This is a genomic window from Sulfoacidibacillus ferrooxidans, assembly GCF_022606465.1.
In the GTDB taxonomy this organism is placed as follows: domain Bacteria; phylum Bacillota; class Bacilli; order Alicyclobacillales; family SLC66; genus Sulfoacidibacillus; species Sulfoacidibacillus ferrooxidans.
Map to the genome: position 1 here is coordinate 25107 of NZ_JALBUF010000008.1, position 14291 is coordinate 39397.

14 protein-coding genes and 1 riboswitch are annotated in these 14291 nt (G+C 42.5%); of the genes, 3 read left to right on the forward strand and 11 right to left on the reverse strand.

Annotated elements, in window-relative coordinates; all coding sequences use genetic code 11:
- Positions 1-73: 73 nt before the first annotated feature.
- Entirely contained in the window at positions 74-1087 is a 1014-nt protein-coding gene (locus tag MM817_RS11655; protein ID WP_241715472.1) for an NADP-dependent oxidoreductase, read from the reverse strand.
- 96 nt (positions 1088-1183) lie between these two features.
- Positions 1184-3163, reverse strand: a complete 1980-nt coding sequence (gene acs, locus MM817_RS11660) for an acetate--CoA ligase (RefSeq protein WP_241715245.1) — start codon at positions 3161-3163, stop codon at positions 1184-1186.
- 205 nt (positions 3164-3368) lie between these two features.
- A riboswitch (glycine riboswitch) is annotated at positions 3369-3469 on the forward strand.
- Positions 3470-3647: 178 nt separating this feature from the next.
- Here acs and sdaAA point away from each other — a divergent pair.
- The 3 genes from sdaAA (at position 3648) to MM817_RS11675 (ending at position 5607) form a co-directional block, all read left to right on the forward strand.
- Positions 3648-4559, forward strand: coding sequence for an L-serine ammonia-lyase, iron-sulfur-dependent, subunit alpha (gene sdaAA, locus MM817_RS11665; protein WP_241715248.1), 912 nt, complete (start codon positions 3648-3650; stop codon positions 4557-4559).
- Positions 4549-5217 (forward strand): L-serine ammonia-lyase, iron-sulfur-dependent subunit beta, encoded by a 669-nt coding sequence (gene sdaAB / locus MM817_RS11670; protein ID WP_241715250.1) that lies wholly within the window; start codon positions 4549-4551, stop codon positions 5215-5217. Before sdaAA ends, sdaAB begins: the two co-directional genes overlap by 11 nt.
- An 87-nt stretch (positions 5218-5304) precedes the next feature.
- The gene (locus MM817_RS11675; RefSeq protein ID WP_241715253.1) at positions 5305-5607 is read left to right on the forward strand and encodes a hypothetical protein; all 303 of its coding nucleotides are present in this window, start codon (positions 5305-5307) and stop codon (positions 5605-5607) included.
- A 309-nt stretch (positions 5608-5916) separates the two neighbouring features.
- On the opposite strand, the gene MM817_RS11680 is transcribed toward MM817_RS11675, so the two are convergent.
- The 9 genes from MM817_RS11680 to MM817_RS11720 form a co-directional block, all read right to left on the reverse strand.
- Positions 5917-6600, reverse strand: coding sequence for a hypothetical protein (locus MM817_RS11680; protein ID WP_241715255.1), 684 nt, complete (start codon positions 6598-6600; stop codon positions 5917-5919).
- A gap of 143 nt (positions 6601-6743) precedes the next feature.
- Entirely contained in the window at positions 6744-8078 is a 1335-nt protein-coding gene (locus MM817_RS11685; protein WP_241715256.1) for a sensor histidine kinase, read from the reverse strand.
- Positions 8078-8782 carry a response regulator transcription factor gene (locus MM817_RS11690; RefSeq protein WP_241715258.1) on the reverse strand — a complete coding sequence of 235 codons (705 nt, stop codon included), beginning with the start codon at positions 8780-8782 and terminating at the stop codon, positions 8078-8080. Before MM817_RS11690 ends, MM817_RS11685 begins: the two co-directional genes overlap by 1 nt.
- A gap of 96 nt (positions 8783-8878) precedes the next feature.
- Entirely contained in the window at positions 8879-9478 is a 600-nt protein-coding gene (locus MM817_RS11695; RefSeq protein ID WP_241715261.1) for a DedA family protein, read from the reverse strand.
- A 122-nt stretch (positions 9479-9600) separates the two neighbouring features.
- Positions 9601-10476: an RnfABCDGE type electron transport complex subunit D gene (locus tag MM817_RS11700; RefSeq protein ID WP_241715262.1), complete on the reverse strand. Its 876-nt coding sequence runs from the start codon at positions 10474-10476 to the stop codon at positions 9601-9603.
- Positions 10473-11390, reverse strand: coding sequence for an FAD:protein FMN transferase (locus tag MM817_RS11705; RefSeq protein ID WP_241715264.1), 918 nt, complete (start codon positions 11388-11390; stop codon positions 10473-10475). The genes MM817_RS11700 and MM817_RS11705 overlap by 4 nt, the downstream gene beginning before the upstream one ends.
- A gap of 12 nt (positions 11391-11402) precedes the next feature.
- Positions 11403-12017: an FMN-binding protein gene (locus MM817_RS11710; RefSeq protein ID WP_241715267.1), complete on the reverse strand. Its 615-nt coding sequence runs from the start codon at positions 12015-12017 to the stop codon at positions 11403-11405.
- Positions 12018-12421: 404 nt separating this feature from the next.
- The gene (locus MM817_RS11715; protein ID WP_241715269.1) at positions 12422-12628 is read right to left on the reverse strand and encodes a response regulator; all 207 of its coding nucleotides are present in this window, start codon (positions 12626-12628) and stop codon (positions 12422-12424) included.
- A 244-nt stretch (positions 12629-12872) separates the two neighbouring features.
- Complete coding sequence (locus tag MM817_RS11720; RefSeq protein ID WP_241715280.1) at positions 12873-14072, reverse strand: aminotransferase-like domain-containing protein; 1200 nt, start codon at positions 14070-14072, stop codon at positions 12873-12875.
- Positions 14073-14291: the final 219 nt, after the last annotated feature.

Sequence of the window (14291 nt, forward strand, 5' to 3'; positions counted from 1 at the left end):
CCCTTATCCCTTGTAGCTGAGATATTCGCACTGTGCACACGCTTTAGAATACGTTGATGATTGACTACTGTTCCTATCCATGGGATGGATCTGCTACCTTTACTAGTTGTTTACCCAGATTATCACCTGTAAATAACCCAAGAAAGGCATTCACCGTTTGATCAAACCCATCAATAATCGTTTCCTGTGACTTCAATTGCTTACTGTTTACCCATTGTGCAAGTTCTTTTATCCCTTCAGGAAACCGCTTTGCAAAATCACTGACGATAAACCCTTGCATCAATGCACTGTTGATTAAGAGGAAGGTCTGCGGTCGAACCCCAATATCCGGTTTTTCTAGATTATATGATGATATTTGTCCGCATAATGGCACACGCGCCCCTTTATTGAGACGACGTAAAACCGCATCTGAAATCTCTCCACCGACATTGTCAAAATAAACATCCACACCATGCGGACAAGCAGTTGCTAAAGCTTTGTGAAGAGGAATGTCTCCTTTATAGCTTATCGCGGAATCAAATCCTAGCTCGTTGATCAAATAATCTATTTTTTTCGTTGATCCCGCAATACCGACTACATGTGCTCCCTTAATTTTTGCAATCTGCCCTACGACCATCCCTACTGCACCAGCTGCTCCAGAAATAACGACTGTCTCTCCCGCCTGTGGTCGTCCGATGTCAAGTAATCCAAAGTAAGCAGTTAACCCCGTCATACCAAGAATGCCTAAAGCAGTGGAAAGAGGAGCGAGTGTCGGATCAATTCTTCGGACAGTTTTTGCACTCACTGTTGCATAAGTTTGCCATCCGTAACCGCCTAATACAAAATCACCCTTGTGAAAGTCTGGTGACTGTGATTCCAATACTTCACCCACGACACCACCTTCTATCGGTTTTCCTAACTCATAGGAAGGGACATATGATTTGCGATCGCTCATTCTTCCCCGCATATAAGGATCGACTGACAAATAAAGTGTTTTAACTAAAAGTTGTCCCTCTTGTACAGCAGAGATGGGTGTCTTTGTCCATTCAAAAGTATCTGTATTGGGTGTTCCAGATGGCCGTTGTTTTAAAATGATTTGTTGATTCATTCCATTTTCTATCTCCATAACAAACCCTCCAATCTTTTCAAAGACATCATACAGCAAACCTACATGGACACCAAATTTCAGATACATCCTTCCGTGTTAGTCGTTATGGTGTGAGGAGTCTGCATTGACTTCTGCTATGAGCGTCACTAAAATATCACTATCCTCTAGTCCAGTAGCATCTCCGTGGACTGTGCCCTCTTCAATAATCTCTCGCAGCATCCGTCGGATAATCTTTCCGGAGCGGGTTTTGGGCATCACATTGACAAAATGAATGCGTTCCGGTTTTGCAAATGAGCCAATATCTGCAACAATTTTACGTTGCAAAGCTCTACTTAGCTCTTCATTTGCAGTATATGTCGTATCAATACTTACAAAAGCGATAGGAACAGTTCCTTTGATGTCATCCGGTTTTGCAACAACAGCCGCCTCCATTACCGCTTCATGCGAAATCAATGAACTTTCCATCTCCATTGTACTAATCCGGTGTCCTGACACATTGATCACATCGTCAATTCGACCAAGTACCCAGTATTGACCATCCTGATCGCATACAGCACTATCGCCAGTAAAATAAGTGCCTGGCATCGGTGCAAAGTAGTTATTGATGTATCTTTCTCTATCGCCAAACACATCACGCGCTAAAGCTGGAAACGGAGTGCGAATGACAAGAAACCCAGGTGTTCCTACGGGAACTGTATGACCTTCTTGATCTACTACATCAAGGCGATGTCCAAAAAACGGTACACCACACGATCCCGGTTTCATAGGAGTAGCGCCTGGAAGTGAGGCAAGCGGCGTTCCACCAGTTTCCGTTTGTCCCCATGTATTATTAATCACTGCACGATTGCCACCAACTACGCGATAAATCCAGTGCCACGCTTCAGGATTAAGCGGCTCGCCAACAGAGGCAAGTAATTCGATGGATGATAGATCATACTTCTTTGCGAGATCTTCCCCGTATTTCATCAACATCCGATATGCTGTAGGAGCAGAAAACAGCTTATTGACCTGGTAATATTCAATCATTTCATAAACGCGAGCTTGATGTGGATAGTCAATTGCACCTTCATAAATAATAGTCGTGACACCTAACGCAAGCCCTCCTACTAACACAAAAATATGGGCTGTAAGCCAACCGATGTCGGCTGTATTCCAATATATATCTTCGTCGTGTAGATCCAGTTGATACTTTGAATAGGCATATGTACCAAGCAAAAATCCCCCGCCTGCATGGACAATTCCTTTAGGTTTACCACTCGTTCCACTTGTGAAAATGAGAAGTCCTGGATCATTGCAATCTAAGGGGATCGCTTCACAAACTGGCGATGCACAACGCATTAATTCATCATAGTCATGATCGCGCATTGGATCCATGGAAACTTGCATATCTTTTATACGAGAATACACGATGACATGTTGTACAGGATGTTCATCGCGTAATGCAGCGTCCACAGTTTCCTTGAGATTTAATATTTTCCCTCTACGATAACTAGCATTTGCACAGATCACCACTTTCGCATGTGAATGAACGATCCGATCGCGAAGAGCCTCAGGAGAAAAACCTGCAAACACAGTATTATAGATGATACCTAGTCGTAAACAGGAAAGTAATACTACATACGTTTCCGGTAGATTTTGCATGTATACGCTTACTACATCTCCCTTAGATAAACCTAGTGCTAAGAGCACATTAGAAAACTTTTGCACTTCACGATAAAGTTGTAAGTAAGTGAATGAACGTCTTTCTCCATTTTCACCTTCAAAATAAATAGCCACCTTGTTGCGACGCTGTGGATGATTGGCATGACGATCTACACAGTTTTGACAAACATTGATCTGACTCCCCGGAAAAAATGAGAATTCCGGCATAGCACCTTCGCTCACTCTTTCCTCACGATGGATCCAATCGAGTTCATCTGCGATCTGCCCCCAAAATTGATCAGGATTTTCTATAGATTGTTGGTAGATTGCTTTATACTCCGCAAAAGATTGTACGTTACTCTTTGCACGATACTCTTTTGATGGATTGATACTCTCACTTTTTTGTATGAAATCAATTTCATTTTCTAGACTCAAGGTTTTCATCCACCTTTACCTGGAATGTAATCCACTTACCGCACACTATAAATGCTTAATATTCTTTATTCTAGCTTATATTCGAACCATTGGACAATATATAATCTCATTTAAAAGATTCGCTTCATCGTTCCATGTTTTACTTGACGGAATCTCAAGTCTTCAGTTAGCATGATAATAAGTCAATAATTGAATCGAAAAGCAGATGACTCTAGCGTGAGAGTGTAGAAATTACCACCGATGGGGCAATGTATCCGGTACCTCACCGAGTACAGAATCTCTCAGGTTTCATAGCGCTAGATGATGCAACTCTGGAAAAGTCGTGAAACGGCTACCGACGGGGTAACTTTATGTGGATCATCTCCATTTTAGAGGGAACTTTCAGGTTACTAGGCAGAGACATGCGAGGGATTTATTCCTGCATGTCTCTATTGCTGTGTTCAATGATACGGTTCATTCACATACTATACATGGAGGTAAGAAGATGTCTTTTCAATATTTACATGAGCTGATTGCCTTAGCTGAATCACAGAGCATGTCTATGGCAGAAGTTATGTTACAAGTAGAACAAGAACAGACCAGTCGAACAAAAGAACAGATTTTAGCACAAATGGAGAAACAATTTGATGTTATGGAGGCATCGGCAAGAAAAGGTGTTCAGCAGCCAATACGTTCACGTAGTGGGTTATCTGGTGGAGATGCATACTTAGTGAAAGAATACATTCAGCGTGGCGAGTCATTTGTTGCTCCCTCCACATTGCGAGCTATGTCCTATGCTCTTTCTGTATCAGAAGTCAATGCCGGTATGGGATGTATTGTCGCCACCCCCACTGCAGGTGCAGCAGGCATTTTACCTGGGGTACTCATATCCGTACTAGATTCCGGTAAATATACGCGCGAAAAATTAATTATGGCGCTTTTGACTGCTGCAGCAGTAGGGCTTGTTATAGCAAACTCTGCTTCGATTTCCGGTGCCGCAGGAGGATGTCAGGCAGAAGTTGGATCTGCTACTGCAATGGCTGCCGCAGCACTTGTTGAAATTGCCGGAGGAACGCCACAGCAAGCTGGTCATGCAGTTGGGTTAGCATTAAAAAATTCACTTGGACTAGTATGCGACCCTGTCGGGGGTCTCGTGGAAATTCCTTGTATTATACGAAATGGATTGCATTCGATTACCGCCTTAGCTGCAGCCGATATGGCGCTAGCTGGTGTGCGAAGTGTGATACCGCCTGATGAAGTTATTCAAGTGATGCGAGAGATTGGTCAAGAAATGCCCGTTACGCTTCGCGAAACAGGACTAGGTGGCTTAGCATCCACGCCTACTGGAAAACGTTTACGAGAGTCTGTGTTTGGTAAGTCAGATGAAGAACTGGTGGGCGTATCTAATGAAATATAATAGTGCATTCGATATTATTGGGCCCATTATGGTAGGACCGTCTAGTTCACATACAGCTGGCGCCGTTCGCATTGGCTATATTGCACGTCAAATCCTCAGTGAAGAACCAAAGCGAGCGACTTTTCAATTAATGGGCTCATTTGCAGAGACGTATCGTGGACATGGAACAGATGTAGCTTTATTAGCTGGTCTGCTTTTATTGCCTCTCGATAGTGATCAAATCCCCTTAGCAGATAAACTTGCTAAAGATTTGGCGTTAGACTATACATTTACACAAACCAATATTGGATTTTATCATCCAAATACCGTGAAAATAGATCTATATGGCGCCACTCGTAAGGTGAATGTAATAGCTAGTTCACTAGGTGGAGGAAAGGTGGAAGTTCAAGAACTCGATGGGTTACCTGTGAAGTTTAGTGGCGAGAAGGAGACGTTGATCCTCTATCACATTGATCAAAAAGGATTTATTTCGATGATTTCTAGACTATTAGATGGAGCGGGGTACAATATTGCACGATTATCACTCGAGCGCTTCACTCGTGCAGGCACTGCCATCACCATTTGTGAAGTTGATGAAGAATTAACAGAATCACTACTTACAACGTTACTAACAAATGTCCCTATGTTAAAAGATATTCGTGTTGTCAAAACTGTTTAGCTAAATGATGATGAAACCGTTATGCCAGTCATGATCTTCTTATGTAAAATACCTATACGTCTGTTAGCTTAAGACGTATAGGCGCTTGTGACTATAGTGCATCACATTTTCGGTGGTGTCGGTGTCGGTGTCGGTGTCGGTGTCGGTGTCGGTGCTGGTGCTGGTGCTGGTGGTACCGGTGCTGGTGGTACCGGTGCTGGTGGTACTGGTGCTGGTGGTACCGGTGCAACTCTTGTTATATTTTTATCAAACGCTTTACTTGAATTAATTGGTTTATTAATTACATTTACACGTATCTTTAAATGTAAGTGCTCCCCTTTCTTATTCACCTTAATTTCTTTTTCAATTTCTTCATTAATTAATTGCCGATTTTTTTTGCAAGATTTATGATGAGGTTTGTGTCCATGATGATGTCCATGATGCATATCCATTACCCCCAATTTTTAAGTGAAGTGTTTAGGATAATAGATGCGAGTTTCTACTGAGTAGCAACGGATAGATGGCTACGTATGATAAATTTCCTGATCGTTTCATGAACTATCATCGATCAATATTACAAATATTTACTTACGTTTAAATATAGACAGGCAATTAATTTTATCCCATATAAAAATCAATTTCTAAACTGAATAGCTAAGCAAAACGCACGAGCGGGCTCACCTAGAACCCTACTCATCCGTTTGCAAATCCCCAAAACAATTAGTTCTTACTGATCCATTTAGCAATTACTTGATTCGTTCGCTGTGCATAGTACGCCTCCATTTCACTTGTCAAGGTACTTGAGGAGATGTGTTCTTTTGCCGCAATCTCAGTAATCGTTTGCCCAGAATGAAGATCTTGATGCAGTTGTTTTGGCGTTATATGCAAAATAGTAGCTACTTCTTTTAACATGCCATCTCGTTTCATTACCATTACTGTCGGATTGCTCTTCTCGTGTCCCAATGGAAATTTACGATTGATTAAAGCAGGCAAGTTGGCATCTACTTTCTGTTCCATCATAGTGGCCTTTTGCTGTGGCATTTTTCCTTTAGACACCAATGCGGAAAAGTGATCTTTTACAATCGTTTGAAGATCAGATTGGAGCGTTGTTACTGACACATGTTGCTTCGTTGCAATTTCAGATAAGGTTTCTCCATGATGTAACTCTTTAAAAAATAAACCCGGTTTCATCTGCAGATCTTTAGCTAATGCTCGAAATAACCACTCCCGTTTGGGTGCCTTGTATTTCGCATGGTGCGCTACATGCGCAGTCATTGTACTTGATGTGCTAACACCAGGAAGTGTTGCGGCAAAAGCGCTTGGTACCATCGTCAACCCCGCGCTCAATGTCGCAACGGACAACGCTACTCCAGTTACTATTTTTTTTGTTCTTGATAAACTCATTTACAAAATCCCCTTTCAAATTTACAAATCCTCTTCCTAACACTACGTATTGTGATAGAGAAAGATTGAAAACTGCTTTAAAATACATATAAAAATAGTGAAGGATAAATTATTGATCACCTAAACGTTATTAACTATTGTATTTATGCATGAGCTTTTGATGAAGCCGGTAATATAATGCGAAATGTAGTACCTTTCCCAACCGTGCTCTCTACTTCCATTTTTCCATGGTGTGATTCGACAATCCATAAAGCGATAGCCAATCCTAGTCCTGCACCAGAAGATGTACGATTGTGATCCCCTTTGAAAAAACGATCAAAGATGTGTTTTTGATGTTCCTTTTTGATGCCGATCCCTGTGTCTGTAACATCAAGAATGACATGATGATTTTTTCCCATTCGTAGCTGTACATTGATTTCTCCTTCATATGTGTATGTAATAGCATTGTCTAGCAAAATAAAAGCAAGCTGATACAATCGATCTTCATCACCAACAACGATAAAAGTTGATTCATCGTTTGCATTCGTCTCTACGCTCGTTGAAGTTGTACTTTTATCTATGATATGAAAATTCATGCGCAATCCCTTAGCTTCACCAAAGAGCATAAGTGATTCAAAAGCTCTCCTATTGACAGCAATCCAGTCTATCGGATTCATCTGTATAAGCTGTTGATTAGAATCAGCCTTAGCCAGTGTCAACAAGTCTGTAACCAGTCTAGATAGTCGTCTAGACTCAGACTTTACATGATTAAGCCATTCAAAATTATCCTCCACAGATTCCTTCGCGTGTCCAAGAACTACATCTAAGTTAGATTGAATAACAGCCAGTGGTGTTCGTAATTCATGAGATGCATCTGCCACAAATTGTTGCTGTCGTTGCCACGATCGACGAATGGGTCGTAACGCCACACCAGAAACATAGAAACCAGCAATCATAGCCCCGATAAGACCAAGCAAACCGACTTCTAACAGAATAGATTGCAGCCGATGAATTGCAGCTAGTTCACCATTCATGTGCTCACCCAACTGTAATTCTCCGGCGTATTGTAAAGTATGTGGATGATAGATGGGGATGGTGACCATGCGTACCACTAAGTGATGAAACGTAAGATGCACCGTCCGCCAATTTTTATGAGTGCGTTTGGAAATAGACGGTTGCCAGAGGTATTTTGCAACCATAGGTTGATTGGTTGCAAGTAGCATGCCTTGAGCATTTCGCAACGAAAAATAGAACTTGCCCTGCGTCTGAAGATGATCGAATGTTTGTAGGATGGATATCGTATGTAGCCCATTTTCTTGAAGCAAGATGCGCCGTGCGACCGGGAGTATAGCATTTGCCTGCATCTTGATTTCTGCGTTAATCTCGCGCAACGTCTCCGTGCGCATTAACGCATAAACACTTGTCGATGTTGCAGCATAAAGCAACACGAAAATAACAACTAACACAAGAGTAAGCGTGATGCGTACACGAGCAAACATCATGAGTTCTCCTTTAATTTGTAGCCAATACCTCGCACCGTCTCAATAGTCGGTACACTCACTTCATGATCATGTGCAACATCTACGCTCACTACAAGTAATTTTTTACGCAGAAAATGGACATAAATCTCCACTGCATTGGTGTCCGTTGGTGCTTCATACCCCCATACACGATCGAGCAACAGTTCCTTTGGAAGTACTTGGTTAGGATTTCTTAAAAATAACTCGAGCAATAAAAATTCTTTTGTAGTCAATTGCATAGGAATATTCCCACATGTGACAGTTCGAGTTACTAGGTTTAATGATAGATCCCCTACAGAGATGAATTCTGTCCCTACAATTTCTCCTTTACGCCTAGTAAGAGAGCGGACGCGGGCTAACAGTTCACTCGTAGCAAAAGGTTTAACTAGATAATCATCTGCTCCACAATCAAGGCCAAGTACGCGATCTTCGACGCCATCTTTTGCTGTAAGCATCAAGATAGGAACAGAGTTCCCTTCCTTTCTCAAGTGATTGGCCACTTCATACCCAGTCAACCCGGGCATCATGACATCAATAACCATAACGTCAAATACATCATTATGTGCCATCTGTAATCCTGTCAGTCCATCATAGGCGGTTTCGATCGCATAATGATTTTCTATAAATAATTGCTTTAGCGCTTTGACTAATCTTATTTCATCGTCAATTAATAAGATGCGCATAACTACATCCTTTCTAGATGAGGGGGTTACATCCTAGTCGTACGCGCCACTTGAATTTCATGATGGTGTAAACATAAGGATCGATCATAACGAAAGCTATGTGTGAGTTTTTCTACTGCGAATTTTTACTCCAACCACCATAGCAGAGACGATCACTAAGACAATGATACTAGGCACTAAGTACTGATGAAAAATCTGATGATATAGAGTCCATTCAATTCCGATGTATCTTCCAAGTATGATAAATGCACTCACCCAGATGATTGCACTGATTGAATTATACAAGGAAAATACAATAAAGTTCATATTATTCATCCCTGCTAGATAAGGAATGAGTACACGAATCCCCGCGATAAATTTACCAATGACAACAATCCAATTTTGGCGATGGTAAAATAGATGATTTGCCTTGTCTAATCTTTCATTTGTTATACCCACATATTTCCCGTATCGAATAATCAGTGGGCGGCCAAGTAGACGACCGATCCAAAATGATATGGTGGAACCGATCATATTACCGAGACTTGCAAAGAGTATTAGTGGAAATAAATGAAATATCCGATTGGACCATTCAATTCCTGATAGAGTGAGCGTCGTTTCAGCTGGAAACGGAATACCCACCATTTCCAAAAGTAGTATAATAAACACTCCGAAATAACCATAATGTTGCAACATGGTATGTACATGTAAGTGCATAGCATCATCCCTTTTATAAGATTTTACTCAAATTAACTTTTATATCGTTTAATTGATGTGTCACATCATGCAAACAAAGTATCAGATCATCAGAATTTGCCGGCTAGAAGCCAGACTCTCTTTCATGAAAGCTTAGATACGTATCCAGTAGATCTTGGTTTCTGAGTACGATTCCAGCGACTGAACAAGCGAGCCCAGACTGCTTTATATAAGTTAGCAACTAATAAGCCGACAAGCAAGTACGTCAGTCCTCCGATAAAAGCAAAAATGGCTGTTGATACTACTGCCACAAGAATTCCAAATACGATTTGTTGTACATACGGTGCCGGTGAGGTTGGTGGATCGGTCAACATGAAAAAGGACAGAAAAAGAGCGGTATTGACAAATGGAATGCGCAAAGCGTCCGCAGGTGTATCAGATGGCAAACCTACGTGCAAAACTGCCATTACCAATAATAACGTGAAGTACGTCCCCAAAAATGCAGCCACTTGTGGAAATTTATTGACCTTCACAGTTACTAGGAGGCCCAGAACGATCACAACCACCGTCAACCAAGTAGGTAGTAGCGCGAGACTTCCCCACCAACTCTCTCCTGTGTGAAAGACCCAAACAGCCATGAGCAGTCCGAACGCAGCAGGATTAAAAATAGGCTTTCTCCCTACCTTAAGGATGTGTTTGGATAAAAGAGCGACAATCGTCGTAGCAGCCACAAGATATAGGGGTGTTGCGTGGCTCAACACGTCCGCTATGATAAGTCCAGTAATGATTGCACCATCTGAGAAAAAAGATTTTCTCTTTTGCAAAAATGCAACAACGTTATCGACGATGAGTCCAGTTACCACAGCAACCAGGGCGTTTACGAGTCCACTGTGGTCCTCTGGGCGAAGAGATGCAATTAACGTCAGCCCAGCTAAGATGGTAAAAGCAGTTCCTTTAGGTGTTTTTAAAAATCTCCGAATTGAATTTTGCTCGTGATGCATGGTACGAGTCGTATTCATAACAAATATCTCCTCATGGACTGTGTCATGGAAATAGAAAGTTGTTCGTCGATACAAAGCCCTGCCAATTCTGCCTCATCTACAAACTCCAGCGCTTTATCTGAACCGAGTAGAAAAGCAGCGGTGGATACTGCGTCTGCCAATACCGCAAGTGGAGCTATGACTGTACAACTCACCATTGGAGTACCAGACGGCATTCCTAATGGATTGAAAATATGATGAACTGTATGATCAAGCGGACTACGTCTTTCATAGCTTCCAGATGTGCAAATCGCTAGATCTGTCGCTTGTAACCATGCGATTCGTTCGTCTCTAATTAGCGGATGCTGAATGCCTACTGTCCAAGGATTCCCTGTCGGATCGATCCCCTGTAAGTAAATATCACCTCCAGCATTGATGGCATAACCCTCCCAGCCTTGTAAAGCACCTGCTGCCACGTCAATGGCTAAGCCCTTCGCAATCGCACCAAGATCTAGGAGCATTGGCTTATGGAGCAACACTTTACGCGTAGTTTGATCAAGCGAGATATCGCGGTAAGTGACCGTCGAATCAGTCTCTGTTGACTCTGCCACATCTCCTGTCAGATAGTGGCGAGTGAATCCATGCCGAGCAAGAGTTGCTCCAATCGTGGGATCAAAAGCACCATCTGTGAGATCACTCACTTCTAACGCAATACGCAGTGCTTCAAAGAGAACATCAGGGACTTGTACCCACTCCCCTGGGTGGCGACACAATTCGCGTAGTGCACTACGATCATCAAACCGACTGCAAGCCTCTTCTACAAATCGAATTGCCTCAAAAGCATGATCAATCCCCTCGTGATGCTGACTCTCTGATCCTTTTCCTACCACTTCGATAGAAACTACAGTACCCATCAAGAGTCGCGATTCTTCTACGTGCAACATTTGTCGCATGATGTTTTCTCCTTATAACTTGGCTTTCTCCAGTGCCGCATACATAGCTTCCGCAAAGTTATACGTACTTGCTGTAGCACCGGATACAATGTAAATTTTCCACGTTTGCATGGATACAGCTTCTTGTGGCAACTGCGGATCAATCACTGATTGCGGATAGTGCATACTGTACTGATTGATTTGAACAGACGCGATTTTTCCTTTGACGATGGACACAGTTAGAGCCAAAGAGCCATATGGATTGGTGCCTACACCCGTATACACACCATCCTTGTATAAAGCGGCATGAACAGATGCCGTTTTGGCCGTTTCTGTGCTCTTAGATGAAGTAGTGCCCGTGGATTCATTGTTCTTTTTACTAGTACTTTCGTTTGATCCAATATGAGAGCCAGCATCAGAACGGTGAGCAACAGATTTTTTAGGCGCACCAGACGCAGTCGGGGTATTGGCTTGATAGGCCTTCGCTGCTGCTCCTTGGGACGATTGACTAGTATGAGACATCGTCAGATCAGGCACCACGCTAACACTCGCTTGTACAGAGGGCATAGTATACATGTACCCTACCGCGTATACCGCCGTCACCGCTGCGCTACATACTCCCATGAGTCGTTTACTTATCTTCGCCATGATGACCACCTCCAGAAGGTTGTTCACTTAGGATGAACTCTCTAAAATTCATGTTTCGTGCCTCCTATCCCCCAACACTTCATCCATTCACTCTGACGTCCTCCAGTAAAGAATGCCAAACATTCCTGATAAATCTCTGATGTACATCATGTTCTCTGTCATCGGTGTCGCAAAATAATGCTCTTCTCTTCCTGAATGCGGAGCTCCAACCATTTTCCTTTCATGATTCTAGCTCCAACCGATAGCCAAGAGAATGTATCGTATCAATCTCCGGTCCACCCCATGAGTTCTGAAGAAGCAAACGGCTTCACTAGATAATCATCTGCCCCTGCTTCAAGTCCTCGTATCCGATCTTCTAACTGATCGCGCGCGCAGTTACCATGACAATCGGCGTAAAGATTTTCTTACGACGGAGTGTAGCTGCCCCCCCATCCGTCAAGATCTGGTAACAATCCATCTAATAAAATTAAATCGTACGATCCGCTTATTGCCAGATGAATAGCTACTTCGCCGTCCATACAAGGTGTACTTTCATATTGCTCATCATTCAAGAGTTCACAAATAGCCTCCCTAAGAAATACATCATCTTCTACTACCAAGATCCTTGGCATGAGTCATGCCCCCTCAAATCTGATGTGAGTCGCCCTGCACTTATATTTCTTCTTTAGCATGACGTATCAACCTGAATAGCATCTGAAGATAAGGTGAGTTGAGTGAGCAAAACAATGATCTAAAGAGTTAGAGCGATCATCAAACATAAAAAAAACACAGATTGCGCTCGCCAGTCATGGCATCGCACATCTGTGAATCAAGTAGATGTCAACAATAAATGCTGTGCTAGTTCTCTAGCTTATGCTAGCGAACGGATGATAGAGATTGGTGAATAGCACGTCCAAGCCGTTCCACCCCGGCTGGCATCTCCTCTACGCTCGTATGGGAAAAATTAAGACGCAATGTGTTTTTTTGAGGTGATCCCACGTAAAATTCATGACCAGGAACGAAGGCAACACCTTCCTGCAAGGCATGTTTTAGCACCATCTCCGTATCAAGTTCCTCCGCTAATTCCAACCATAAGAACATGCCACCTTTAGGTTCAGTCCAGTTGACCTGGCCCAGCCGCTGCTGATGTAGCAGTGTAATCATCAATTGCATACGCCGTTGGTATTCAGCAGAAATGGTTAGTATATGAGCATTAAGATCGTAATGATCTAGCAACTGGAATAAAGCTTGCTGATCTAGTGAGCTTGAGTGCAAGTCCGCTCCCTGCTTCGCGTGGATCATAGCCTTGATCAATGTGCGATTCCCACAAATCCAGCCAATGCGTAGCGCGGGCACAACAGTTTTTGAAAAAGTACTAGTATAGAGGACACAGTCGCTCCCGGCCTGCTGTGCAAGAGACATCATCGATGGATAGTAATCGTTTGGAGCAAATTTAATTTCTCCATAGGGATCATCTTCTAAAATAAGGACATGATTTCTATCGCACTCTTCGATAAGATTCACGCGTCGTGAAGTATCCCATATCCAACCAGTAGGATTGGCGAAAGTAGGAATGACATACACTAACTTAGGGTGATATTTTTCAATTTTGGCAGCAAGATCTTCAGGATCCATGCCTTTCTCATCACTTAAAACGGGTATAATCTGAACAGAATAGTAACGGAATGCTTGCAGAGCGACAAGATAGGTGGGGTTTTCTGTAAGAATAACCGCCCCCGGTTCTAAATAGACCTTAGCAACCAGGTCAACCGCTTGCTGTGATCCTGTCGTAAGAAGCATTTCATCTGAGCTGACACGTATATTACGGTGCATTAAGCGTTGGCTGATCTGTTCACGTAGCGGCGTATACCCTTCTGTCAATCCATATTGCAATGCTTTATTACCCATCCTAAATACTCTCTCAAAAGCCTGTTTTAGTGCTTCAACAGGAAAAAATTCTTCAGCAGGCAATCCTCCTGCAAATGAAATGACTTCATCTGTCTGAGCTAATTTGAGTAACTCACCGACAGCTGAAGTCTTATGAGTCATTACCTGTTTCGTGAACTGATCATCCACAGATGTTCCCCCACTCATCATGTGTTCTAGAAACGATGTCTATTGCTGAGACCTAATCATTCACGTGATGTGTGGCCAACGTAGACTCATTGCATTTGAAAACAGCAATTCATATCATTTTCCAAAAGTTCAAACGATAAAAGACTAAAGTGACTGTAGCCGCCATCTTTTTAGTCTTATGCAATATCATTCGAGCAAGATCTGCTTACTTATGACAAT